The 25,307-nt window shown below is 38.1% G+C and carries 24 protein-coding genes; 8 read left to right on the top strand and 16 right to left on the bottom strand.

Features of this window, described 5'->3' with window-relative positions:
- Positions 1–27: 27 nt before the first annotated feature.
- The 14 genes from FJQ98_RS02620 to FJQ98_RS02555 form a co-directional block, all read right to left on the bottom strand.
- Positions 28–1,143, bottom strand: a complete 1,116-nt coding sequence (locus FJQ98_RS02620; protein ID WP_053597403.1) for a M20 peptidase aminoacylase family protein — start codon at positions 1,141–1,143, stop codon at positions 28–30.
- 5 nt (positions 1,144–1,148) lie between these two features.
- Positions 1,149–2,015, bottom strand: a complete 867-nt coding sequence (locus FJQ98_RS02615; protein WP_053597420.1) for a MurR/RpiR family transcriptional regulator — start codon at positions 2,013–2,015, stop codon at positions 1,149–1,151.
- Between the two features lie 902 nt (positions 2,016–2,917).
- Complete coding sequence (locus FJQ98_RS02610; RefSeq protein ID WP_053597402.1) at positions 2,918–3,100, bottom strand: hypothetical protein; 183 nt, start codon at positions 3,098–3,100, stop codon at positions 2,918–2,920.
- Between the two features lie 37 nt (positions 3,101–3,137).
- Positions 3,138–4,256 (bottom strand): hypothetical protein, encoded by a 1,119-nt coding sequence (locus FJQ98_RS02605; protein WP_053597401.1) that lies wholly within the window; start codon positions 4,254–4,256, stop codon positions 3,138–3,140.
- Between the two features lie 3 nt (positions 4,257–4,259).
- Positions 4,260–4,526, bottom strand: coding sequence for a hypothetical protein (locus FJQ98_RS02600; RefSeq protein WP_053597400.1), 267 nt, complete (start codon positions 4,524–4,526; stop codon positions 4,260–4,262).
- 46 nt (positions 4,527–4,572) lie between these two features.
- On the bottom strand, positions 4,573–6,762 hold the full coding sequence (locus tag FJQ98_RS02595) for a DNA topoisomerase III (RefSeq protein ID WP_053597399.1): 2,190 nt from the start codon (positions 6,760–6,762) through the stop codon (positions 4,573–4,575).
- Between the two features lie 394 nt (positions 6,763–7,156).
- Positions 7,157–8,230 (bottom strand): glycosyltransferase family 2 protein, encoded by a 1,074-nt coding sequence (locus FJQ98_RS02590; RefSeq protein ID WP_053597398.1) that lies wholly within the window; start codon positions 8,228–8,230, stop codon positions 7,157–7,159.
- A 213-nt stretch (positions 8,231–8,443) separates the two neighbouring features.
- Entirely contained in the window at positions 8,444–9,202 is a 759-nt protein-coding gene (locus tag FJQ98_RS02585; RefSeq protein ID WP_053597397.1) for a hypothetical protein, read from the bottom strand.
- Position 9,203: 1 nt separating this feature from the next.
- Complete coding sequence (locus FJQ98_RS02580) at positions 9,204–12,986, bottom strand: DEAD/DEAH box helicase (protein ID WP_053597396.1); 3,783 nt, start codon at positions 12,984–12,986, stop codon at positions 9,204–9,206.
- A 118-nt stretch (positions 12,987–13,104) separates the two neighbouring features.
- Positions 13,105–13,659, bottom strand: a complete 555-nt coding sequence (locus FJQ98_RS02575; RefSeq protein ID WP_053597395.1) for an NADPH-dependent FMN reductase — start codon at positions 13,657–13,659, stop codon at positions 13,105–13,107.
- 133 nt (positions 13,660–13,792) lie between these two features.
- On the bottom strand, positions 13,793–14,092 hold the full coding sequence (locus FJQ98_RS02570; protein WP_143115093.1) for a hypothetical protein: 300 nt from the start codon (positions 14,090–14,092) through the stop codon (positions 13,793–13,795).
- A complete protein-coding gene (locus FJQ98_RS02565) occupies positions 14,089–14,382 on the bottom strand; it encodes a hypothetical protein (RefSeq protein WP_201406614.1) in 294 nt (97 codons plus the stop codon). The genes FJQ98_RS02570 and FJQ98_RS02565 overlap by 4 nt, the downstream gene beginning before the upstream one ends.
- Complete coding sequence (locus FJQ98_RS02560) at positions 14,318–14,668, bottom strand: hypothetical protein (RefSeq protein WP_201406613.1); 351 nt, start codon at positions 14,666–14,668, stop codon at positions 14,318–14,320. Before FJQ98_RS02560 ends, FJQ98_RS02565 begins: the two co-directional genes overlap by 65 nt.
- 187 nt (positions 14,669–14,855) lie before the next feature.
- Positions 14,856–15,701, bottom strand: a complete 846-nt coding sequence (locus FJQ98_RS02555) for an oxidoreductase (protein ID WP_053597394.1) — start codon at positions 15,699–15,701, stop codon at positions 14,856–14,858.
- A 289-nt stretch (positions 15,702–15,990) separates the two neighbouring features.
- Between FJQ98_RS02555 and FJQ98_RS02550 the strand changes: the two genes are divergently transcribed.
- The 5 genes from FJQ98_RS02550 (at position 15,991) to FJQ98_RS02530 (ending at position 20,638) form a co-directional block, all read left to right on the top strand.
- Positions 15,991–17,037 carry a PseG/SpsG family protein gene (locus FJQ98_RS02550; RefSeq protein WP_053597393.1) on the top strand — a complete coding sequence of 349 codons (1,047 nt, stop codon included), beginning with the start codon at positions 15,991–15,993 and terminating at the stop codon, positions 17,035–17,037.
- 192 nt (positions 17,038–17,229) lie between these two features.
- Positions 17,230–17,415, top strand: a complete 186-nt coding sequence (locus tag FJQ98_RS02545) for an SE1832 family protein (protein ID WP_053597392.1) — start codon at positions 17,230–17,232, stop codon at positions 17,413–17,415.
- 94 nt (positions 17,416–17,509) lie between these two features.
- Entirely contained in the window at positions 17,510–19,075 is a 1,566-nt protein-coding gene (locus FJQ98_RS02540; RefSeq protein ID WP_053597391.1) for an ABC-F family ATP-binding cassette domain-containing protein, read from the top strand.
- Between the two features lie 691 nt (positions 19,076–19,766).
- Positions 19,767–20,171, top strand: coding sequence for a transcriptional regulator Spx (spx, locus tag FJQ98_RS02535; RefSeq protein ID WP_036117523.1), 405 nt, complete (start codon positions 19,767–19,769; stop codon positions 20,169–20,171).
- 23 nt (positions 20,172–20,194) lie between these two features.
- Complete coding sequence (locus FJQ98_RS02530) at positions 20,195–20,638, top strand: MarR family winged helix-turn-helix transcriptional regulator (RefSeq protein WP_053597389.1); 444 nt, start codon at positions 20,195–20,197, stop codon at positions 20,636–20,638.
- 221 nt (positions 20,639–20,859) lie between these two features.
- Here FJQ98_RS02530 and FJQ98_RS02525 read toward each other — a convergent pair whose 3' ends face one another.
- A complete protein-coding gene (locus tag FJQ98_RS02525; RefSeq protein ID WP_201406612.1) occupies positions 20,860–21,462 on the bottom strand; it encodes a zinc-binding metallopeptidase family protein in 603 nt (200 codons plus the stop codon).
- Between the two features lie 404 nt (positions 21,463–21,866).
- Positions 21,867–22,415, bottom strand: coding sequence for an RNA polymerase sigma factor (locus tag FJQ98_RS02520; protein ID WP_053597387.1), 549 nt, complete (start codon positions 22,413–22,415; stop codon positions 21,867–21,869).
- A 588-nt stretch (positions 22,416–23,003) separates the two neighbouring features.
- Here FJQ98_RS02520 and FJQ98_RS02515 point away from each other — a divergent pair.
- The 3 genes from FJQ98_RS02515 (at position 23,004) to FJQ98_RS02505 (ending at position 25,237) form a co-directional block, all read left to right on the top strand.
- Positions 23,004–23,264: a transposase gene (locus FJQ98_RS02515; protein ID WP_201406611.1), complete on the top strand. Its 261-nt coding sequence runs from the start codon at positions 23,004–23,006 to the stop codon at positions 23,262–23,264.
- Between the two features lie 11 nt (positions 23,265–23,275).
- Complete coding sequence (locus FJQ98_RS02510; RefSeq protein WP_053597385.1) at positions 23,276–24,010, top strand: hypothetical protein; 735 nt, start codon at positions 23,276–23,278, stop codon at positions 24,008–24,010.
- A 183-nt stretch (positions 24,011–24,193) separates the two neighbouring features.
- Entirely contained in the window at positions 24,194–25,237 is a 1,044-nt protein-coding gene (locus FJQ98_RS02505) for a zinc-dependent alcohol dehydrogenase family protein (RefSeq protein WP_053597384.1), read from the top strand.
- Positions 25,238–25,307: the final 70 nt, after the last annotated feature.

Here is a 25,307-nt window from a genome sequence, read left to right as displayed (position 1 = left end):
TAACGGCCAGTAAAATGAAGTTTCACTTTATAAAGCTCGTAAAATAGCTCTCGTGATAATGTTCACACCTGTAATAAGCCGCTCTCGATTAAACGTCATTTTCGGATGATGTAATCCGGGTGTTACACCACAACCTAAGCCCAGCATTGTTGCTTTAAGATTAGGACGCTCATACGTATAAAAATGAAAATCCTCTCCTCCCGGAGTGACGACTGGTAAAGCACATGCCTTTTCACCAACCACTTCAATAATAGCTGTATTCATATGCTGTAATGCCTCATCATTAACTAATGCTGCAACAATATGCGCATCTACATTTAAGGTGATTTTTGCACCATACATTGCTTCTATCGATGCCTTCACGCGTTCAATGCCTTTTGTGATAGCTTGCATTACTTCATTTGTTTGCGCCCTTGCATCAATGCTAAATGTTGCTTTCCCAGGAATAATATTCGTGGAGGTACCTCCTGCATTAAATTGCGTCATTTTGACCGACGCTGAGACATTCGGGTCCGTCCAAATTTTTTGTAGACCTTCGACAATCGCTGCCCCTACCTCAATAGCATTAATACCGAGTTCTGGTCGTGCACCATGTGCCTCTTCCCCTATAATTGTCCCAGTAAAAAGCTTTGCTGCACCGTGATACAATGCCGGGGCATACGTTCCGTCCTGTAATTCTTTTAACGGACGAACATGGACACCAAATAAGTATTCTAGATTATCAATAAGCCCCTTCTCAACGAATGCGCAAGCGCCCTGTGCCTTTTCTTCAGCAGGCTGGAAAAGAATACGTACCGCACCAGGAAGTAAATTCTCCATATCCTTTAACACTAGTGCCGTCCCAATGGCCATCGTCATGTGTCCATCATGACCGCAGGAATGATTAGCCTTAAATTCACCATCTACTTCCTGCCACAGTGCATCTATATCCGTACGAAATCCAACTCTCGGTGTCCCTTTCCCAATATCTACATACAGTCCAGTCATATCTTCGAAAAGCTGAGGCTTCATCTGCGCCTCCTTCAATAGATCTGCGATGTACTGCGTTGTCTTCTTCTCCTGCCAGCTAATTTCTGGATGCTCATGTAAATGTGTAAAAATCTCCGCCAATCTCGGCTGTAAATTTTGTAAAGCTTCGTTCATTTTATTCAACTCCATCGATTTGCTAAAAAGCTATTTTGGAAATCATCATATTTTACGCGCTGATTTTCATAATAGTCGTGATCTTGTGCCGTCATACCCGCAATTAATGTATTTAAAAATGAGATGAGAGCCGGCATAGCATCAATTGTAGACATTTCTTGTTGTTCATTCACAAAGGTAATCGTCGCATATTGCGTGATTGGTGCAATTTTAGAATCTGTAATACCAATAATCTCGCAATTTTTTTCCTGAATCTCAGCTGCAAATTGAATCGGCTCTTTAAAATAACGATGAAACGATAAAATAATGACCACACTATCCTCATCGATTTCTTGTAAAGCTCTAATGATTTCACTAGTTTCAAAATCTAAAAGCACAACGTTAGGACGTAACATATTTAACGTAAAATACAGCCATTGTGCCGCTAAATGGGAGGAGCCATTCCCAGCAATATAGATTTTTTTCTTCGTATGTAGCAGGATGGCAGCACGATTAAAATCTTCTTCGTTAATGCTCTTAGCAACGTTTAAAATACTCGATGCATCCTTTTCCATCGTTTTTTCATAAAAACGTGGCGTTTCAAAAAGTGCCTGCTTCGATTGCAAATAATTTTGCAAGCTACTAGTATGTCCTTCATTGAATAAGTGCATCGTTACCTCACGCTGCAACTCAGCGTAACCTGATAATCCTATTGCGTAACAAAAGCGGATGACCGTCGTTTCACTCACACCGGCTTTTTCCCCTACATATGCAGCTGAATGAACACCGACAGTCTGCAAATTTTTGAGGATAAAGATCGCTACCCTTTGCTGACTTTTTGAAAGCTCCTGATATTTATTTTGAATGACTTGTTGAATTGTTTGATTTTCCACCAAAGAAGTGCATCCTTTTTATTTTATTTTTTGAAGTTTAAACTTCATTTTCATGTTACATACAGTAGCACAGTTTTTTTCACAATTCAATATATTTTCTGAAATTTCTGTTTATGTGAATTTAAGACTTTTAAATATCGAAAATAAATATCCAAAAAATATCGGTTCTCTAACAACAAAATATCTTTCATCATTTTTTATATACAAGTGTAAATGTCAAAATAATAATGTACATTTTTGCTTGTCTAATCATGTACACTTTCACTGATTTACTAAGTTTCTATACAAGTGCGTGAATAATTACAACTTGACACGGAGCCTCTACTCGCATGATTCGATAGCCTAGAACCCAGCTATATCAAGGGCTGGCTAACCGTTCAAGGCTATCATGCTCGCCACTCCCTGTAAAGTTGTAATATACAAAAGAAATCAAAAACGTACTTGGTTAAACAAGCATTTTTGTACATATTTATTTCAACGTTTATAACAAGCAACTATCTCTATAAAAACAGACATCAATGTTATACAATGCACATAAAAAAACTGAAATGCACAGTGTATTTCAGTTTTTTTAAAATCTATCTTTTTTACATATAAATTCTCAAATTCCAATCTACCCCAATATATAGAGTGATTTTGATTTTTTAAAAATGGTCCAAATCTCCCGTTTATCTCATACTGCTTAGACATATTAAAAGGAACAAATTTTTCTTTCTCGACTTAAGCATACAAAAAATAACCGTTCATCTTCTTACATTTTTTCAATGGTTGGCCAGACCTGACTTGAGTTCTTTTATTGTCCAGAGCTAAAAGCTTTCCGGCCCCCCTAGCATAGCAGGGGGTTTTCAAGGCACACAAAAAATGCTCATGCGACAATGCACATGAGCAATATAAGACAAATATTAAAGCCAGTTTGATTCAATTCCATAATAGTTTAAAGCAAATCCACGTTGAGGAGTATCTTGTTTGTTAGTAGACGCTTGAATACTTTTCCCAAATTTTTCTTCATACCTTTTAGCAAAAGCTTCTCTACGTTGTCTTTGGACATCTTCAATTGTTAAAGCTTTTTTAGGTTCAATAGTCATATCTAACACCTCCTTATTTATTATAACATGCATTTCTTTAGTTATTCATAAAATTAAATTCATTTTTAACCAATTCAATGAATTTATCAGTATCGTTTTCAACTTTTTGAAATCTACTTCGTTCGTCAAGGTTAGAATCTCCATGATGAGCTAAGACAAACACTGATTTTTCCCCATTAGGATTAATGACCTGTACATTAGAATATAACCTATTCTTTTTTGAGTCTGAAAAACCTTTATATTCAAAATAGACTCTCTTAGATTGTATATCTATATAATCTCTTAATAAAAACGTCGCTATTTCAATACCTGATTTTCTTCGATTAATTTGATGTAATTGTTCCTCCGAAAATGGAAGTGGTGGAGACATAGATAAACCAATCTCCAGTAATTCTTTTAGGATTAGAAGTAATTGATATTTCATAGCATCTTCATCAGTATATTCACTAATTTGTTTATCATATAGTTCTTCAGTCCATTGAAAGAATAAATTTTCTACATAATTGTAATCATCGTCTTTTAAATTTTTAGTATGTACACTTTGTTGACTTAACGCATATGCCTTAAGCAATCGCTGGACATCCTCTGTATTAAATAAATAATAGCCTTGAGCAACTGTATTTAAATCTGCACTTTCTCGTATAAAGCTATTTTTACCCTGAATATTAATAATAATTCCATTACCGTTAATATAAGTACTATACACGTAACGTTGAATTGAAATAAGATTAGAATTATTTTTCACAAAACTTTCCATGAATTTCTGAGAATTTTGTTCTTTATAAAACTTATCTAGATCGCTATAACTTTTCCAAAGTTCTTTTGTGTCCGATTTCAGATCTTCCTTAAGTGCAAAAATTCTATCATTTTTTCCATTAAGATGATTTAAGAGCATAATTAAAGTTATTAGAAAACCAACGATTATTATAATTATATAATCAGATGAAGCCTCGGTTATCTTTATTTTTAGAGAATCGTCTAGAGTTAAAGCTAAAGAAAGAACTGCTAATATTATACTCAATAAATTTATTATATACTGAGAATTAATTGTTTTTTTGATTTTACCTATTTTAATTGTATTTAAGATCTCTTTTAAAGATTGGTTATAAAACACTAAAAAAACCATTAATATCAAGCCGGCTATAACGTATTTCAATTATTACCCCTTCTTTTTATTATGTTTTTTGTTTTCAATCTTCCTTAACTCTTTGTTTAAATTACCACCATTTAAAGTGGTTTCTTCATAAAAATAAATATAAATTCCATTAGGAAATTTATAGTACTTACAAAAACTAACGTAATCATCTTTATGCATTACTACAGAAATAGAAAGAAAATAGAGAACTATTTCGGAAATCAATAAAATAAGACCACGAGGAAAAGAAATACATATTTCCTTTTCTCGTGTATAAATTTGTTTCATCATACTATGAGGAGGTTAATCCCATCTGAAAAACTAATCCCTCAAAATTTTAATCAAACTTCATCCCTTTTAACAAATCCGCAAACGCATTATTAATCGGTTCAGCTTCTTTTTCTTGCTGCTTCATGTATTTTTGTACACTGCGCTTATCTACTTTGCCACCACCTTCTTTTTTACGACGGGCTTCAAATGCAGATAACTTTTCGCGATAACCACATTTACATACGAAGATTTGGCCATCACCTTCACCACGTAGTTCTAGCTTTTTCTTACATTGTGGGCATCTTGCGTTGGTAACACGTGATACGTTTTTGCGATGACCACAATCACGATCTTGGCAGACAAGCATTTTGCCTTTTTTACCGTTGACTTCAAGCATTGGCTTGCCACAATCAGGACAAGATTTTGTTGAGATATTGTCATGCTTATATTTTTTATCACTTGCTTTAATTTCAGCAACTATTTCTTTCGTGTGCTTTTTCATTTCATTGATGAACACGTCTTTTTTCAACTTACCTTTTGAAATTAGCTCAAGCTTTTGCTCCCACTCAGCTGTTGTCGTAGGGGAACGTAATTCTTCAGGCACTAAGTCCAGCAATTGACGACCTTTTGAAGTAATATAAATGTCTTTGCCGCCACGTTTTTCGATTAAGAATGAATTAAATAGCTTTTCGATAATATCTGCTCGTGTTGCAACTGTTCCTAACCCGCCTGTTGATTTCAACGTATCTACAAGTTTCTTGTCGTTCGTTTCCATATACTTCGTAGGATTTTCCATAGCAGATAGTAATGTCGCCTCTGTAAAACGTGCTGGTGGCTTTGTTTGACCAGATGTTTGGGCAATTAGCTTTGTTTTTAACACTTGTCCTTGTTCTAAACGAGGAAGCAGTTGCTCTTTGACATCATCCGTTGATTCTTCATCATCAAAACGATTTTGATATACTTCTTTCCAACCAGCATTTGTTACGGTTTTCCCTTTGGCAATAAATTTCTCATTACCGATTTGAGCTTGTACTGTTAATTGCTCATATTCTTGTGCTGGGAATAATACAGCTAAAAATCGTTTTACTACTAAATCATAAATTTTACGCTCTTTATCATTGAATGCCGATAAGTTCACATAGCCTTCAGTTGGAATAATGGCATGGTGATCGGATACTTTACTGTCATCTACAAATGATTTACTTGCTTTAATCGGCTTAGTTAAAATTTTATTCGTTAATGTACGATATTCGCCAATGCCACATGCTTTTAGACGCTCAGGTAATGTGCCCACAATATCAGATGATAAATAACGTGAATCCGTACGAGGGTATGTCAGCACTTTATGAGATTCATATAGCTTTTGCATAATATTTAATGTTTCTTTTGCAGAATAGCCAAACAATTTATTGGCATCTCGTTGTAATTCTGTTAAATCATAAAGACCTGGGGCAAATGATTTTTTAGGCTTGCGGTCAATTGAAGCAATCTTTGCATCTTGATTGCCTAATGCTTTGACAATAACGTCGATTTTTTCTTTATTAAAGCTACGTGAATTACCGTTTGCGTCTTGCCAAGTAAGCTTTAACGAATCTGTTTGCGCTTCAATACCGTAGTACGTTTGCGGGTTGAAGTTTTTAATTTCATCTTCGCGTGCAGCAATCATTGCAACAGTTGGGGTTTGAACACGGCCACAGTTCAGCTGTGCATTAAATCTTGTTGTTAAAGCACGTGTCGCATTTAATCCGATATACCAGTCTGCCTCAGAACGAGCGACAGCAGCAGCATATAAATTTTCGTAGTTTTTACCCGGTTTTAAATTAGCAAATCCTTCTTTGATGGCTTTATCTGTGACAGATGAAATCCATAAACGTTTAATTGGCTTTTTCACATTTGCCTTTTCTATAATCCATCGAGCAACTAATTCACCTTCACGCCCAGCATCAGTAGCCACAATGATTTCATTGACATCATTACGTGTTAACTGTGATTTCACTGCGTTAAACTGTTTGCCTGTTTGCTTCATAACCACAAGTTTCATGCGCTCTGGCAACATTGGAAGGTCTTCTAAATTCCATGTTTTATATTTATTATCGTAGGCTTCTGGATCAGCTAATGTCACTAAATGCCCTAATGCCCAAGTAACTATATATTTGTCACCTTCTAAAAATCCGTTCCCTTTTTTATTACATTTCAATACATTTGCTATATCACGTGCAACTGAAGGTTTTTCAGCTATAACTACAATTTTAACCATATATTCGTACTCCTTTACTAACTATGTACTGTCTAATATACCATAAGTTCGGGGCAGCAAATGTTTTAGAGCCATCTACTTAGTGTCAATCATAGTCATTGTCTGAGGACTGATCGGGTAAAATGATTAATTTAAAGAGCAAACTCAAAATTAGCGTGAATTTGCTCTTTTTCTATGCTTCAAAAAAATGTTGACGATGAACTGCATACTCAAACTCTTAAAACATATGTTGAGTTAACAGAATGTTCACAAAATCGAAAGGGGATGAATGAATGGATGCTCGAACTTTCAGACCTCGGAATGTGATTTTTATGACAATTGTTGTTTTTGTATCGATGTTAATTGGTTACGGTATATATATTAATTTTATTGATGTTCCCTTCCCATGACGGGCTTACTTCTTTAACTGAGTTAACAAGTATTTTCGGTTGTCTAGTATGCGCTGATCATTTGGCTTAAATTTACGTGCTGCCTCATTATGCTGATGTGCATTTTCATAGAGACGCAAACGATTGTATAACAAACTTAACTGTAAATGTGGAAGCCATGTGGAATAAGCGGGCTTATGAGTAGCCATTGTCTGTTCTATAGATTGCTGTAACGCTTGTGAATACCAATAAATAGCCTCTTTATTTTTCAATTGCTCCATAAAAAAATGACCAATTCGACAGCATATTTCTGGTCTTGGTCGATCATATAATAATGATTGTAAAATAGCTTGGGTTGCTTGTTTTGAATCGTGTAGCTGTTGGTAGCAATCCGCTAAATTTAAGCAAGCTTGAATTTGATCATCGGCAGAGCCTTTTGTGGAATCAAGGAAATTATGATAGTGATTAATAGCTTCTAAAAATCGCTGATGAACTTTAAGCTCATTTGCGTAATGAAAAGTTTCTCTAGCTGAAAATGGGTGCCCTTCTTTCTTTAAACGCTCATAAATAGTAATATTGCGATAAATATCGCTTTTTCTTGGCAAATGTGTAACGGCTATATCGCTATGATAGAGCTGGCCTGTTACATCTAAATACTCATGGACGGCACCCTGCCACTGAAAATTACGTGCACGTTTTACGAGACGAAATCTTTTTTCACTAGTTTCTACGCAGCCATCTGCATCTAGCGTTACATAATAATCCATTAAAACAGCATCTACGTTAGGATGATAAAGAGATTGCTTAAGTTGTAGGAGCTTGTGCTGATGTTCTGTCGTCATAACATCATCTGCATCGAGCCATAAAATAAAATCTTTTGTAGCTCGCTGAAAGGAAAAGTTTCGTGCTTTTGCAAAATCATCACACCATGTAAAGTCAAAAATTCGAGAGGTATAGCTTTGGACGATATCTTTTGTACGATCAGTTGAGCCCGTATCAATAATATTGATTTCATCCACTAAATGCTGAACGGAATCTAGGCATCTTTCAATAATACATTCTTCATTTTTGACAATCATACATAAACTAATCGTAAACATCTGTCCCCTCCTTTTTTTGTATTAATATATGCAAGCTTAAAAATTTATCGAGGCTTTTTTCCATTTTATCGCCCTATTTTTTGAATTTATCGCTCAACTTTGTTCATTTATCACCTAACTTTTATAATTTATCACCCAACTTTTCCGCTTTATCGACATACACCTAAAAAAGCAAAACAAAAAAACGAACGCTTTACACGTTCGTTTTTTGTTTTATAAGTATTGCTTACGCCACTCTAGTTGTTCTTTTTCTGTGAGCTGTTGCTCTAGGTGAGGATCCCATTGATTTAACAGCGAGTTCCATACACGAACAAATACAATATCCTGCTCTTTATCGTGAAGGACAAATTCAAGGCATGGGATATCATTAATTTGTTTTGCGTCGGTTTGAACAATCTTTGAAATTATTTTTTGAGAGGCTCCAACTTCAGCTTCTTCGTCATCTTCTTGCTGTAACGCTTCTATTAACATTGACTCTTCAAATTGCTCCTGCTGCTCAGCCTCTTTGTCCACATAGCGATATAGCTCTGGTAGATCATCATATTCTTCCATATTGTCCTCGCCGACAGCAAGAAATGCAAGGTGACACGGACTATAGTAAAGGGTCGCCAATTCAATATCTAGCTCCTCTTCAAAGATGCCACGTTCCAGCTGTTTCTGCCCTTTAGATGTTAATCTATAGAAGCCTTCCCCGTTATCAATGAGACTTACTCGAGACATTAATGATACTAAATCCTCAATAAATAGCGGATCGACTAGTAATAACTCACTTAATTCCAGTGCACTTCCAAAATCCGCTTCCTGTATGCTGATTAACAGCATTGTCATCAAGACATCCATAGTGGAACGACGAACTGGCTCATAGGCCGCTTCTACCGTTCGAATCGGGATGCACCATTCATTGGTTTTAACGATTTTAATATTTCGATTTTGCTGAAGTTCACGCATTAAGCGCTGCTGTAATTTTGACAATCTACATCACCTGTCCTTCATGATCACGTAAGCCATTATAGGATTTCACTGTCTCTAACAGATTGCTATACATCTCTCGTGTATCTTGATGCTTCGCACGTTTGGTAAACATTTCAGCACTTCCGACAAGTAGTAATAGCTCACGGGCACGAGATAAGGCAACGTTTAAGCGACGGTAATCTTTTGCAAAGCCAACGTCTCCCCCTTTAGGTGTGTTACGAACCATACTGACTAATATGACGTCCATCTCCATCCCTTGGAACTTATCGACTGTCCCAGTTCTAAATTGAAGATGTGGTAGCTGTAATTCCTGTTGCAGAAGGCGATTAATTTTCTTTACTTGCTCCCCGTAGAAGCTAATAACCCCAACGCTTTTTTGTGCATCTTGAGGCATGCGTCCCTCTGCTTTAGCTTCGATAACAGCTGTATTCAAATCGGTTAAAATACGTCGAATAGTTTGTAATTCACCCTCATTGTAGCGACTCGTTCCGCCCTTTACTTGCTCCTCTAAATAAGGTTTTTCGGTTGGAATATCGACCCATAGCAAATGATCATCACGTTTAACAAATTGCCCTTCTAAGCAATGGTCTCGTGTTGCATCTGAATCTGGCAAACCACATTGTAGGCCATTTTCCTCTTTTGCGTAAAATGGTGTAATACTGTGCATAATTTTTTCATGCATTCGGTACTGCAATGCCAGCATTTGCTTATGAGTTTGCGGCAAGTTATTAAATAAGCGTTCAAATAGCGATTCTCGCAGTAAATTTTTTAATTCCTGCGCCCCGTCAAAGTTTGGACTTTCATCTAGCATCGCCTTTAACGTTTCCTCCAACGTATCATCTCCAAGTAGTGGAGGTAGCTGATGATGATCGCCCACTAAAATAACTTTTTTACCCTTAAGCATCGGTAATAGTAGCTCTGGTGGTGTTGCCTTTGATACTTCATCGATAATGACAACATCAAATGTCGGGTAGTTTTCCATAAATTCCTTACTTGCTGAAGCGACGCATGTTGTACCGATAACATTCGCATGACGCACATATAATTTACGAATTTCATCCAAATCATATTCTGTAGCGTTTTGTAGCTTGTCACGCCATTGCTCTTGTAATTTTTTTCGAAGAGGCAGCTGCTGTTCCTTGCGCTGTAATTCCTCTATCGCTGTTTTGGAGGATGCAATTGCTTCCTCTACTTCCTCTGAAGTACGCTCTGGTGTTGATTGTAGAAGGTTTGTGTAAGCTGTGAGCTGCTTCTCCTTCTTCAATCCAGCAATATTAATTTCTTTAATACTTTCTTCTAATTGTGCTAGCTGCTGTTCAATTTCTTGTAAGCTAGTCTGCGCTGTTTGAAGTGCCGCTCTCTTTGGTAGGAGCTGTGTATTAGCTTGTTCAACCGCCTCAAGCTGTTGACGTGCTGTTTGAAGAGAAGATTTTGATTGCGATACAAGCATTTTTAAATGCTCTACAGACTCCTCTGGCTCAGTATCAATTTGGAACGTCTCAGCTAACTGCTGAAGTCGTTCTGTATGCTGTAAATATGGCTGCAATTGTCGCTGTAAGCTTTGAACATCAAAGCTCGTAATCGCACACTCTTGATGTAATAAGCCTCCAATCCCTTTACGCAATGACTCAAATTCCTGATCTTTATGCTCTTGTTGTTGTTTGAGAGCTACACCTTTTTGCCAGACAAAATCACGACGCATATATAATCCGAGCAAGAAACTCTCAAGTTGCTCGGCAGATGGTGTTTGATCATCTTCAAAGGATTTATTGAGCTGGGCAAAAACACCTGTTAGATTTTGCAACGAAAACGATTGAACTGGCTGTAATCTACTTTTAGCAAGAGCACGTTCCTTTTCTTCATCTGACGCCAATGCCTCAAGCTTTGCGATCGCTTTTTGTAGCCGAGAATTGATGGTTGCCCATGCCTCTAAATCTTTAGCATCCTCTAAATGCTGTATACGACTAATTTGCTGTGACAGCACATAGGATGGGCGAATGTGATAGTGCTGTAAAAATCGTTGAATTCGCTCATAGGACGTTAAAGTATCGATATATTTTTCAGCTTCCTTCATTGATCGAAGACGATTACTTTCCTCTTCATATTTCAATTGGAAATCTTTGAACTGCAGTGCCAGATGCTGCTTTTGCTCTTGCAGCTCCTTATATTGAGTAGCTGCTTCCAGTTGCTCAACCTTTTGAGTAGTTTCTTCTATAGTAAGTTTTAGCTGTTCTACTGATGGGTTATCAGCAAGGGCCTGCTCAAGCGATTTTACAGTAGGCTCGATTTGCGCCAGTTGTTTTTCGTAATGCTCTTTATGTGCCTCGTTCTCCTGCTGCTCAGCTTTTGCTGCCTTTAATTCTTTTTTTAACGCTTGTATTTCCTGCTGTAAAATCGGCTCGTCAATTGCGGCCTGTTCTTTTGCTGCTATTTCTTTTGTTAGTTCCTCAAGCCATGCCTCAAGCTTTTCTAGCTCTTCTTCAGCTTTGATAATACTAGATTTTAGTTCTTGCTCACGTTGTGTAAAGGCTGTGATTTCCTCTTCTATCGCTATGAGAGTTTGCTCACGCCAATGAAGCGCAACATTTTCCTCAATAAATTTTTTACCTTCTTCTTCAATGCTCTCGGTTCTACCATAGCGTAAAATTCGAATTTCTTGATTAGAGAGAAGTCGCCCTAATGCATTATCAACTGCTAGATTTGATTGAGAAGCTACAAGTGTTTTTAAGCCCGCCTTGACATTTTGCTGACAAATTTCAGAAATAACGGTTGTTTTCCCTGTGCCAGGAGGTCCTTGAATCACATACAAATCTTCAACAGACAATGCTCCTAAAACAGCCCGTCTTTGATATTCGTTTAAATTATTGTGAAAAACAATATCCTCTCGAAGCTTTGATGTTCGAACAGTTGGGCGTTTTTCAAATAGTATTGTCTCTAAATTGGGGTTAACCGCCTCACCCTTTTCTAGCTTTGTAAAACCATTGCGTAATCGTCTAATTTGACTCAATGTCGCAAAATTACTAAAGCTTGCTTGCTTAGAACGAAGGTTAAGCTGATCTTTACGTGATAAATCCTGCACAAAAGGTTTTAAGTCAATTTCTACTGTCTGCTTCCTTGCATTAGCCTTTAACACTTGTCCAATTTCACCGCGTACCCCTTGAATACTCACACTTAACCCTTCAAGCTTCTTCCATTCCTTCGATTTTATATAAGGGCAGACAATTGTCAGCCTAGTAAAATCTTCATTAAAATAGCTTTGCTTAAACTCTGTATGAATATCATCAATAGTCGCATCACGTTCTTGAATTTTTAAATAGCCTTCCCAGCTCGAGATACGCTTTTTCACATATTCTGTGCGCTCCTCAGCTATCGGTAGCTCTCTTATTTTTTTATGAAGATCGAGCGGAATCCCTGCTCCATTATTAGGTCTTGTAACGAATTGTAATGCTACTGGTAGGCGTCGATTTGTATTGATTGGGCCTCGCATATGTACAAAACGGAGATTTGTAGCTAGCAATCCTTCAACCTTTAGCACGCAATCCATAATGGCTGTTTTCTCTGCAAGGACGTCGGTTAACTTTTCATTTTGCTCTGCATTAAAATAAATCGATAAAAACGTTTCACCAGGCGTTTTTGCTTTGCGCTTTTCGATGTAGACGGTGAATGTTTTTTGTAACGCAAAAAAGGCATGCTCATTTGCTGAGCATTCCTCTACCGCTTCCTTCGCCTTATTAGTCAAAATCAGACTACAGCGTTGTTTTTCTAGTATAGCGATGTCCTGCATGAGCAGCCCTCCCTTCCGTTTCACTAAAGTTCTATTTTATCACATCATAAAAGAATACTTGAAAAGAAAAATCCCCTGCACAGTGATTTCCTTCCACGGTACAGGGGATAACTTTATTTTAATGTTGATCAATCGTTTCTTTCGGCAATGTTTTGCTCATTTCACAGTACTGCACAAAAACACGAGCCAATTCACGTAAACGATTATGAACATCTTCGTCTACAATATTATTATCTGCATCAAAATGAGATGTGTGTGTGTATACATAGTTCGGAGTTACAAGTGCACGAAAGTAGTCTAAAATTGGTTTCAACTGATTTTCTACTACTAAATGGTGCTGATACGTGCCACCATTTGCTACGATCGATACTGGTTTATAGCGCATTGTTTTTGGATGCAAGAAGTCAAATGCATTTTTCAAAACGCCCGGAATTGATGCTTGGAAAATCGGTGTAGCGATAATATACGCATCCGCTTCTTCAAATTTTTGAATCATTTTCTTCATATCATCGTTTAATGGTGAACCGTCTACAATTTGATGCTTATATTGACTAAAATGCATAATTTCTAATTCGAAACTAGCATCTAATTCTTTAACATATTGCTCCACTTGCTCTAAAATAGCACCTGTTTTACGACCAAACATTGTGCCATCAACGAGTAAAATTTTCATTTTCACTTTGCCTCCACTTTCATCTTCTACAATAGTATTGTAACAAATGAGAAGAGGCACGAAAAGAATTGTAGTGGTTAAAACCGTAAATTCAGTCTTTAGGCGGAACGTAGTTTACACAAGAAATATTGCTTCAGAAAGAGACTTTGGAATGGCGATTACTTTTGATTAAAATAATATTTGGCTCATAACGTGTGGTTGATTTCCGTTCCGGCTGGGCGCTTTGTTGCTGCAGGCGGCATTTCCCCTGCTTCCGCGGGTATTCACCTTGCTTCCGCGGGTATTCGCCTTGCTTCCGCGGGTATTTGCTTTGCTTCCGCGGGTATTCACCCTGCTTCCGCGGGTATTCGCCTTGCTTCCGCGGGTATTCACTGCTTCCGCGGGTATTCGCCTTGCTTCCGCGGGTATTCGCCTTGCTTCCGCGGGTATTCACTGCTTCTGCGGGTATTCACCTTGCTTCCGCGGGTATTCACCCTGCTTCCGCGGGTATTTGCTTTGCTTCCGCGGATATTCACCTCGCTTCCGCGGGTATTCACCCTGCTTCCGCGGGTATTCGTCTTGCTTCCGCAGGTATTCACCCTGCTTCCGCGGGTATTCACCTTGCTTCCGCGGGTATTTGCCTTGCTTCCGCGGGTATTCACCCTGCTTCCGCGGGTATTCACTGCTTCCGCGGGTATTCGCCTTGCTTCCGCGGGTATTCGCCTTGCTTCCGCGGGTATTCACCCTGCTTCCGCGGGTATTCACCCTGCTTCCGCGGGTATTCGCCTTGCTTCCGCGGGTATTCGCCTTGCTTCCGCGGGTATTCACCTTGCTTCCGCGGGTATTCGCCTTGCTTCCGCGGGTATTCACCTTGCTTCCGCGGGTATTCACCTTGCTTCCGCGGGTATTCGCCTTGCTTCCGCGGGTATTCGCCTTGCTTCCGCGGGTATTCACCCTGCTTCCGCGGGTATTCACCCTGCTTCCGCGGGTATTCACCTTGCTTCCGCGGGTATTTTCCTACTCTGCTCAAGTATTCACTTTACTGTCCTAATGTATGGACGTTCAAATAGTTAGAACTATAAAAGAAAACGCCCAACCAGTAAAGTTAGGCGGTCTCATCTGTGACGCTGGTCCCCAAGAAGTCGCCCAGTCGTAACGAAGATCAACTTGTCTGCATTGAATACATAAAGATAATTCCCAATCTCGATGATGAACCTTTATCTATCCCTACGATGTTGGAATTTTACTTCTTTATCTACAACGGTTTCTTCTATTTTATATTTATCTCGATTAATCACGACTTCTTGATTTACTTTATCTCCTTCATCGCTAGAACTCGGTAATTTGTGCTTATCCCAATTAAATAATTTCTCTCGCGAAACATCTTCATCCTGTGTTTCAGGAAAATCTAACTTAGCCAATTCCTGAGATTGATAAATTGTCACAGGCTGTTTATTGCCATATAGCGCGATCACGATCATCGCCTTTGCAACTTGGGAGGCTTCTATCGCTCTTGAACGCTTTAATGGTCCAACTAATAATGGCTTTACTAACTTTAAAACTTTCTCTCCCGCCTTTTCACCTAAGCGAAACTCCTCCCTCTCCCCAATTAATAAGGATGGGCGAATAATAGAAAGTCTTTGTAAGCCTAGCTCCATAAGATCATGTTCAAGCTTTCCTTTTACTCGATTATAGTAAATTGGAGAATTTTCATTTGCCCCCATTGCTGTAATGACAAGCATATGTGGGATTCCTCGTTTTTTTGCTAACGAGGCGATAGCTAGCGGATATTCAAAATCCACTTTCTCAAATGCCTCACGAGATCCTGCCTTTTTAATCGTTGTCCCTAAACAACAATAAAGTTCATGTGCAAATTCGATATCTTTTTCCTCTAAAGTATCAAGATTACGGATTTTTACTTCTAACTTTGGATGCGTAAATGCTGGCTTTCTTCGTGCAATCACCGTAACTGAAACATATTCATCATTTTCACATAATTGTTCTACAAGAGAGGTACCTGTTAATCCAGTAGCTCCTACAACAATCGCTGCGCGCATTCCCATTGGTCGTACCCCTTTCTAAGCTCCGTTCGCTCCAGTAGTCACACCGCTGGAACGAACATCTTAAAACAATCTTATTTATCTTCCCACAAGCTCTACTTTATTTATCGGTCAATGAAGGAGCTCTTACTCATTTAATTTGTAAGTTTTGAAAATCTATTTAGAAGAGGCCACCCGTTTATAGAATCCCGCATTTCACATTATGTCATAATTTATCTAATCCTAATTTTTTACACATACTTGCCCATTATTCACCATAGTTTAAATAGACAGACGAAAGGATGGGATACATTTGCAAAACGAAATTCAAGCAACGGAACTGAAAAAAACGATTGTTTTCATTATTGAAAGCTGTATTGATAAAGGGCTGTATCCTTTTGAACGGGTTGCAACGCTGGCAAAGCTTCTTGCAAATGAGAAAGTTTTCATATTTGTAAAAACCCCTTCAAATGATGGGATTCAAACTTTAATGAATGAAAATCTCTCGCCGATCTTATTTGAACATTTCGACGAGCTACCAAAGCAAATGAAAGGAATTCAGCCTGATTTAATTGTAAGAGATGGCCGTAACTCTGAAAGCTGGCAAGTACAAAATTTACGACCGTTCTGTAAAACAATCATTCATTTTGATGATCTTGGTGAGGGTGGTCAAGCCTGTGACTGCGTATTGCTAGCACTCTATCAAGAAGTTAAAGACTATTTACCATCTCAATATATTGGTGGTAGCTTCAACTTTGCATTACCAAAAGCTTACCAGAATTTTGATGATAGACCAGACAATAAAACACCTGAAAACCCTCCTCATATCGTTGTTGCTTTTGAGGATGGGGACGAGCATAACTTAACCTACCGTACTCTTCGACACTTAACGCAGCTACAAATTCCACTACAAATTACAGTGATGATTGATGATAGCTATCGACATGCAACAGATGATTTGCAAATGATGGTGCTCAGTCGTCGTAATACTGCCATTCTTCGTGATAAAAACGCACTCCTAAAACTATTGCCAAAAGCGGATGTTATTATTTGTAATGCTAACTATACACCTTATAAAATTGCCTCTTATGGCGTACCTTGTATTACACTTGCACAAACAGAGGCTGAGCTATTACACGCCTTCCCTCGCGAACAGAATGGCTTTATTCACCTTGGACTTGGTCGCAAAATGAAGCAATCACAAATTCAAAATGCTGTAATGGAATTTCTATTACATGAGGCTCGAAGTGAACGAGCTGTAAAAAAACAACGTCAGCTCAATCTTACAAGTAACAATGAAGCACTACAGTCATTACTTTTAGATTTCGCTTACGATCGACACAATATCGCTTCTACTTAGTGATTCTTTGAAGGTGGATATGATACAATATAGTAGAATTTTTCACCCCTACTTACAGGTGTAGCATCAGTGAATTTCAAACCAAATAAGTACCCGATTGATTTTAACTAATAAGCGGTGGGGGGATAAAAAAACCTCCATCGCTTTTACACGCATTCGTTATACAAATATACAAATAAAGGAGCAATCATCATGCCATCAAAAAGTGATATTGAATATCAAATTAAAGAGCTAAAAATGGATTATATGAATTTACAAGGCGACATTGAAAAACTTGAATCGACAGGTCATAATGACCAAGTGGCAAATGCAGAGCAACGCCTTGCGAATATGGAAGCGAAGCTAGCGGAATTAAATAAACAATTAGCAGAGCTTTAAAAATATCTAGCGCAATTAAAAACGCATAGCTGTCTTTGTAGGAAGACGGCAACTATTTTACAAAAATGTATTGATTTTATTTGGAGGAACATATATGGCAATATTAACAGTTGAAAATTTAGGTCATTCATTCGGTGACCGCATGCTTTTTAAAGATGTCTCCTTTCGTTTAGTTGAAGGTGATCATATTGGTCTTGTAGGTGCAAATGGTGTTGGTAAGTCAACATTAATGGGCATCATTACGGGCCAAGCAATCCACGATACTGGGAAGGTTGAATGGCTTCCAGGAACGCATTATGGTTATTTAGATCAGCATACTGTATTGACAGCTGGCCGAACTATGCGTGATGCATTACGTGACGCTTTCCTTCCTTTATATAAAAAAGAAGAAGAGCTCAATGAAATTACAGGAAAAATGGCTGAAGCAACGCCTGAAGAATTAGAAGTTTTACTAGAGCAAATGGCTGAGGTGCAAGATGCTCTGGATGCAGGTGATTTCTATTCGCTTGATATGAAAATTGATGAGGTTGCACGAGGTCTTGGGCTTGACGCAATCGGCTTAGACCGTGATGTCGCTGCTCTTTCAGGTGGTCAACGTACAAAGGTTTTACTAGCCAAGCTATTACTTGAAAAGCCAAAAGTATTGTTACTAGATGAGCCGACGAACTATCTTGATGAAGAGCATATTACATGGTTGAAAAACTATTTAAAGAACTATCCACACGCTTTCTTATTAATTTCGCATGATACAGAGTTTATGAATGAAACGGTGGATGTTATCTTCCAACTAGAATTTTCAAAATTGACTCGCTATACAGCGACATATGAAAAGTTTTTAGAGCTTGCTGAAATCAATAAACGTCAACATATCGATGCCTATGAAAAACAACAGGAATTCATTAAAAAACAAGAAGATTTTATTGCGAAGAATAAAGCGCGCTACTCAACTACTGGTCGTGCAAAATCTCGCTCCAAGCAGCTTGACCGCTTAGAGCGTATCGACCGTCCTGAAACAGCTGTAAAGCCAGAATTTGGTTTTAAAGAGGCACGTTCTTCTGGTCGTTATGTAGTAGAGGCTGAAAACTTAGTCATTGGATACGACAAGGACAAGCCGTTACTTCCTCCACTTACATTCGCTATTGAACGTGGGGAAAAAATTGCTCTAGTCGGTATGAATGGTGTCGGTAAATCAACATTATTAAAAACGATGCTAGGTAAAATCAATCCGCTAGATGGAAAAGTGATTCGCGGTGACTATCTTTACCCATCTTACTTCGAACAAGAAGTAAAAGCTGAAAAAATTACACCTATTGATGATGTCTGGAATGCCTTCCCTTCTATGGAGCAAGCACAAGTACGTGCAGCATTAGCACGCGCAGGACTAAAAACGGATCATATTACTCGCCCACTTAATTCTTTATCTGGTGGTGAGCAAGCAAAGGTACGTTTATGTAAGCTAATGATGGAAGAAGCAAACTGGCTTCTATTTGACGAACCGACAAACCACTTGGATGTCGATGCAAAAGATGAGCTAAAGCGTGCCATGAAAGAATTTAAAGGCACAATTGTACTAGTAAGCCATGAACCTGACTTCTATGAAGATTTAGCAACAAAAGTTTGGGATGTCCAAGACTGGTTTACTTCTGGACAACAAAGCTAGAAATATTATTAATGAGGGCAGTTACCGATGTGATGCATGAATCACTCGGGGGCTGCCCTCTTTTTAGTGACTGAAAGTGGGACATGGACTCTTACCTGAGCAGTTCTTCGGGGTGCCAGAGCAGTTTTTCTGACTACCCGATCAGTTCCCCGGCATACCTGAACACTTCTCTGGCCTACCCGATCAGTTCCCCAGCCTACCTGAGCACTTCTCCCGCTTACCCGATCAGTTCCCCAGCCTACATGAGCACTTCTCCTGACCACCCGATCAGTTCCCCGGCATACCCGAGCGCTTCTCTGACCTACCCGAGGCTTTTGGGAACCGTCTTTCTCTAAACTCCAAACAAAAATTTATTTATCTATGCATAAAAACCTGCATTCAATCATATTAATAATCAGTGGATTAACAATAATCACATTTAAATCAGATTAGGACAGCTCTCCTTATTCCATGAGCATCTATTATTAATATTGAGTAAACTTACATCATTGTAAGCTGAAATTGCGAAACTTTTCGCTCTTTTATGCGTATATTTTAGTGTAGTTGAAAAAATATCATTTCTATTTGAATTTTTTTCAAATAACTATTGATTTATAAGTAGCTTACTAGTAAGATATATGTATAACCTATTAAACTTACTAATAAGATATATATAAAATATAATCCTAAAAAAGAAAGCGGGGAATGAAGAATGACAGTTACAATTTATTCACAAGCGAGCTGTTCTTCATCCAGAAAAGCATTAAAATGGTTAAAAGATCACAATATCGAATATAAAGAAAAACGTATAACTTCACATCCACTTACACTTGCTGAATTTAAAGAAATTTTAAGCATGACAGAAGATGGAACAGACGAAATTATTGCAACTAACTCAAACGATTTTAAAAATCTAAATATTGATATTGATCAGCTCTCTATTCAAGAGTTGTATGCAATAATCCAAGCACATCCAAGAATGCTACGTAGCCCTATCTTAATTGATGAAAAACGTATTCAAGTTGGGTACAATGAGATGGACATCCGTCGTTTTATTCCACGCAAAGTACGTGCTTATGAATTAAATGCAATGACAAGATTGGCACAAGAAAGTTAAAACAGTTTTGGAGATGACCTTATATGGATCAAGAAAAACAAAGAGCCATTACCTCATTGTTTGAAGTGGTTTCTTCTATTGAGCGTAAGTGGGCAAACGAGTGGAATAATCATAATGTACTCGGCTTTTCAAAATCCCATATTTTAATTTTAGACTTCTTATCGCAGGAGGGACCAAAGCGCCCTTCTGCCATTGCTGATCGGTTAAAAGTGACGACAGGTGGTGTCACTGTTTTAACAAGTAAGCTTATTAATGCTGGCTTTATTGAAAAAACACAGCATGCGACAGATCGGCGAGCTTCTCAATTGAAAATTACAACGGATGGCGAAGATATTTTAGAAGAATCTCGTCAACAAGTTAGCGAAATTATCAACAATATGTTTGGTATGCTCTCAGCTGAGGAAGTACAAACATTACGTGATATTTTCTCCAAATTACTCAACACTGATTCTACGCGCCATGAATAAAAGCTTCATTTTCACACCTAAAAAGTTAGACATGCCTCTAACTTTTTAAGGTGCTTTTTCTTTTGGCTCAATTTTTTGGTGAGGCCTTTAAATGGTTAATCCCCCTACCCTTCCCACCGATTTACTGACTAGCCCCCTCGGATTGTGTGTATGTCTTGGCTAGTCAGTTTCAGGGTAGGCGTTTGGGGCATTCGCTTTTTCATGCATCAAAATAGTGAGATTTATCCCCCCATCCTAAGACTTGGTTTAAAGCGATTTGGCGCTTTTACTTCTTCTGGAATACCGCATTCATAATGTTTCCCAGCTTTTAAATTCTCAAATTCCTCCTTCGCTTTTTCAATAACAGCCGGATTTAGTAAAGAATAAGCGCAGCCCCTGCCATCGCCTTTGCCGCATAATGCATACCCTTTCATGCCAAGCGAAGATCCAAAGGCAGCAGTTGCTTGCCAAATATGCACTTGGACGCCATATGGAGCACAAGTCGTAAATACCTGACCGAGTGGCGCAATCCATGAAACGTCTCCTAAATCACTAGAACCTTGCATTGATTGGCGAAAAGTTTGTGGTATATGAAATACCTGCTCTAACAATATCCCACTACTATTAATTTCCTGTGGGACAAAAGACTGTTGTGCAGTACCCGCCAGAACAGAAGGATCTAATGAAGCTTGAAGCGACTTTGCAAAAGTAAGCTCGTCCTCTGTAAAGGATAATGGCGGTAGCTCATTCCACTGCGCCAACATTTGCTCATTTAATGTAAGATTTGGTAATGTATCGTAACACCCTGCCTTCAGCCCCCCATGCACCTCTGTTTCTGTCATCATCGCTGCCCCTGTTGCCACTTTAATCAGTCTGCGTTCTATATCTTTGACGGCGTCACGATTTTCGCCACGGAGGAAATAATAGACATTTGCTGTATCTGGAACAATATTCGGTGTTAAGCCACCATTTGTAATTTGATAATGAATACGAGAGCGTCCTAGCAGCGGAAAAGCAGAATCTCCCGGCCATGTTCGCGATTTTATCAGCTATTCCACGGCTTCTATCGGCATTGTTCGCAGTTCTATCAGCGATTCTGGGGCTTCCACCGACGATGTTCGCTGCTCTACCGACGATAAAATTCACAAAAAAAAATGCATCGCAAAGTAATTTTGCAATGCATCTTTTTTTGATTGGCCGAACGAATACTTCCGTCTAAGTAATTATTTAGTGCGACCAATGCATGTTATCATGCTGGTAGCACAGACTCTACTATTGATACATCGGCCATAAGCATTTCTTTCAAACGAGCTTTTGCACGGAATAAACGAGATTTCACAGTACCAATTGAAACTTTCATAATTGAAGAGATTTCAGCAAGTGAATATTGGTCTATGTAGAAATACCATAATGTTTTACGATAGATTCCATCTAATTGCTCCATTTTATCCTGTACTAATTTAGTAACAATATCTTTTTCAATTTTTTCTTCAGTTGAAATATCATTATTGGGAACCAAATCTAAAATCGGTACGTCTAATGTTTCAGGTTGGTTCATCATGTATTTACTACGTCGTACTTTTTTACGGTAGCGATCTCTAAATGTATTCATTGTAATTGTTGTAAGCCAAGCTTTAATATGCTCCACCTCGGCAACGCTATCCTCATAGCGCACAACTTTTACCCATACTTCTTGCATTAAATCTTCAGCTTCTACAGTATTGCGAGTAAGTTTTAAACATAAGTGGTATATGTAACGATTAAATTCCTCATATACGCCTTCTAATTTTTCATTCATTGTGTATTCCTCCGCTTCTTGTTCTTGCTTCTATATACATTCTCGCAAAATAATGTATTACACTCTATCGTATTGGCTTTCAATTACATTACAATCGTGTAAGCTTAAATGCTTTGACTTGTAACATTCGTAAAAATTGTTTTATTACTATATTTCTTATTCAAAGAAAAGCTACTTAACACGCCTCTTCCACTACTTTTTTATTGTCATTCCAATAGTATTTTATTCATATCAATTATGCCTCGGCATAATTGCGTCCGGAATCGGCTTTGTGCTTAGGCCTGCACGATGCAGGTCAGTTAGCCGTTATCGCATGGATGCGATGATTTTAGGCTAACATCCCCTAAGAACTCCTTTCGACTCCGTGACATCCGCCGGAGGCTTTAACTTCTTTCAGCAGATGTCTTTTGTGCCGAAAGCGTAGCGACAGGTACAGGTGTTTGGACACCCGTTTAAACAACGGTCCAAATAGAAGAAATTAACAGAAACGAAGTACAAAAACGAGTCATTTCATCATTTTCACATCTTACCTAGACATAAATATGACTAGGCACTATTATAAATAAGAGAAAAAAAAGGGGGCTTAAAATGAGGAAAAAACGATATTCATCAGATTTTAAATTAGAACTTGTTAAACAATATCGCCTCGGCACCGCTGTAAGTAAACTATCAAGCGAATATGGTATTTCAGAAGTTACGATCTATAAATGGATAAAATTATACTCACCTGTTGAAGGTGTCGTCGATATGACAAAGGCAGAAGTATTAACAGTTCAAAAAGAAAACGAGCGATTAAAACAAGAGGTCGATATTTTTAAAAAGGCTATTACCATATTCGCACCCAAATAGCTGAGACAGATGTGATTGAATATATTGAACGAGAAAGTAAAAAATATGCTGTTAAAGTACTTTGTGAGCTATTAGATTTACCAAAAAGCACATATTACAACGCATTGCAAAAAAGAGCAACACCAACACAATCTTCATCAGAGGAATTATTAGAAGAAATTGAACAGATTTTTATTGAAGAAGGACAACTTTACAATGCTTCACAGTTGTATGACATTTTAAAAATGCGTGGCTTTCAAGGAAGCTTGCGGAAAGTACAGCGTGTGTTAAAGAAAGCAAAAGCAGAAGCAGAAGCAGAATCACACGAGGAAGAAATCCAAGAGCCTATTGTTAATGATGGCTTTGAAACGACGGAAGCCAATAAAAAGTGGGTACTCAATATTAGTTATGTACCAACATGGCATCAAGGTTGGGTTTATATGGCATCTATTATAGATGTCCATACAAAGAAATTAACGGGCTTTAGCTTTGATAAATCGTTAAGTGAGGATTTATTTGTGGAGGCGATTGAGAAAGCGTATGCACAATATGAAATGCCACCAGTATTTTATACAAGTCTACAGCCAGCGTTTATTGAGCATTGTAAAGATGCTTGTAGAGAAAAAGAACTGCCATTACCAAGAATTATTCATAAGGAATATTTATATGACAATGAATGTTTACAAGCAATCGTGCCGTTCTTAACAGGAACAGAAAATCGACTGCGTCGAGGTCATGCCTCACTTCGTAGTTTAAAATTAAAGTAAATAGGAATAATTAAAGGTGAATAGCAAACGTGCTATTCACCTTTGATTTTTATCAAAGTTATAAATTTTAACTTTTTTGTGTCTAATTTGTTGACGTTTTGTGAAAAATTATTTATATTTACTGTGTATTAGGATTTTATAAACTAATTACATCCAAATCTATTTAGTGGGGAGCTATTTTAAATGAAAGCACTAGTATATGCAGGCCCAGGTAAAAAAGAATTACGTGAAGTTGAAAAACCACGTGTAATTAAAGATGGTGACGCAGTTGTGCGTCTAGTAAAAACAACAATTTGTGGTACGGACTTACACATCTTGGGAGGCGACGTGCCAGCCGTTAAAGAAGGTACAATTTTAGGTCACGAAGGTATCGGTATTGTAGAAGAGGTAGGCGCAGGCGTATCAAACTTCAAAGTAGGCGATAAAGTAATCATTTCATGTGTTACTTCATGTGGTAAATGTCACTATTGTAAACAATCTTTATATGCACACTGTGAAGATGGTGGCTGGATTTTAGGTCACTTAATCAATGGTACACAAGCAGAATACGTTCACGTTCCACATGCAGATAACTCTTTATACCACATTCCTCAAGGGATTTCTGATGATGCAGCTGTAATGATTTCTGATATTTTACCAACTGGTTTCGAAATCGGGGTATTAAATGGTCAAGTATCACCTGGTGATGTAGTAGCTATCGTAGGCGCAGGCCCAATCGGGATGTCCTCATTATTAACTGCGCAATTCTATTCTCCTTCAAAAATCATCATGATAGATCTAGACGATAACCGTTTAGAGGAGTCAAAGAAATTCGGTGCAACCCACACAGTCAACTCACGTGATGCACAAGCAGCAATGGATAAAATTTTTGAACTTACGGATGGTCGTGGCGTAGACGTAGCAATCGAAGCTGTAGGTTTCCCTGCAACATTCGACCTTTGTCAACGTATCTTATCACCAGGAGGTCGCTTAGCGAACGTGGGTGTACATGGTAAACCAGTTGATCTTCAATTACAAGATTTATGGATTCGTAATGTCACAATTACAACTGGCTTAGTATCAACAAATACTACGCCAATGTTATTAAAAACATTAGAAACTGGTAAGATTAAACCTGAGGCACTAGTAACACATCGTTATAAATTTGACAATATGATTGAGGCATACGAAACATTCGGTAATGCAGCGAAAGAAAATGCATTAAAAATTATTATTGATTTCGAATAATTAACATAGAAAGCCCTTAAAGTGAGCAATTTCTTTAAGGGCTTTTTGTATTTTGTGATAGTTCTTGGTG

The sequence above is a fragment of the Lysinibacillus agricola genome (assembly GCF_016638705.1).
Taxonomy (GTDB): domain Bacteria; phylum Bacillota; class Bacilli; order Bacillales_A; family Planococcaceae; genus Lysinibacillus; species Lysinibacillus agricola.
This window is presented reverse-complemented; position numbering and strand designations above follow the sequence as displayed.

What these genes read in the sequence shown, in the direction of transcription:
- FJQ98_RS02620 (WP_053597403.1), bottom strand. Translation starts at nt 1,143, where the DNA reads ATGAACGAAGCTTTACAAAATTTACAGCCGAGATTGGCGGAGATTTTT.
- FJQ98_RS02610 (WP_053597402.1), bottom strand. Translation starts at nt 3,100, where the DNA reads ATGACTATTGAACCTAAAAAAGCTTTAACAATTGAAGATGTCCAAAGA.
- FJQ98_RS02600 (WP_053597400.1), bottom strand. Translation starts at nt 4,526, where the DNA reads ATGATGAAACAAATTTATACACGAGAAAAGGAAATATGTATTTCTTTT.
- FJQ98_RS02595 (WP_053597399.1), bottom strand. Translation starts at nt 6,762, where the DNA reads ATGGTTAAAATTGTAGTTATAGCTGAAAAACCTTCAGTTGCACGTGAT.
- FJQ98_RS02590 (WP_053597398.1), bottom strand. Translation starts at nt 8,230, where the DNA reads ATGTTTACGATTAGTTTATGTATGATTGTCAAAAATGAAGAATGTATT.
- FJQ98_RS02580 (WP_053597396.1), bottom strand. Translation starts at nt 12,986, where the DNA reads ATGCAGGACATCGCTATACTAGAAAAACAACGCTGTAGTCTGATTTTG.
- FJQ98_RS02575 (WP_053597395.1), bottom strand. Translation starts at nt 13,659, where the DNA reads ATGAAAATTTTACTCGTTGATGGCACAATGTTTGGTCGTAAAACAGGT.
- FJQ98_RS02555 (WP_053597394.1), bottom strand. Translation starts at nt 15,701, where the DNA reads ATGGGAATGCGCGCAGCGATTGTTGTAGGAGCTACTGGATTAACAGGT.
- FJQ98_RS02545 (WP_053597392.1), top strand. Translation starts at nt 17,230, where the DNA reads ATGCCATCAAAAAGTGATATTGAATATCAAATTAAAGAGCTAAAAATG.
- FJQ98_RS02540 (WP_053597391.1), top strand. Translation starts at nt 17,510, where the DNA reads ATGGCAATATTAACAGTTGAAAATTTAGGTCATTCATTCGGTGACCGC.
- spx (WP_036117523.1), top strand. Translation starts at nt 19,767, where the DNA reads ATGACAGTTACAATTTATTCACAAGCGAGCTGTTCTTCATCCAGAAAA.
- FJQ98_RS02530 (WP_053597389.1), top strand. Translation starts at nt 20,195, where the DNA reads ATGGATCAAGAAAAACAAAGAGCCATTACCTCATTGTTTGAAGTGGTT.
- FJQ98_RS02525 (WP_201406612.1), bottom strand. Translation starts at nt 21,462, where the DNA reads ATGATGACAGAAACAGAGGTGCATGGGGGGCTGAAGGCAGGGTGTTAC.
- FJQ98_RS02520 (WP_053597387.1), bottom strand. Translation starts at nt 22,415, where the DNA reads ATGAATGAAAAATTAGAAGGCGTATATGAGGAATTTAATCGTTACATA.
- FJQ98_RS02515 (WP_201406611.1), top strand. Translation starts at nt 23,004, where the DNA reads ATGAGGAAAAAACGATATTCATCAGATTTTAAATTAGAACTTGTTAAA.
- FJQ98_RS02505 (WP_053597384.1), top strand. Translation starts at nt 24,194, where the DNA reads ATGAAAGCACTAGTATATGCAGGCCCAGGTAAAAAAGAATTACGTGAA.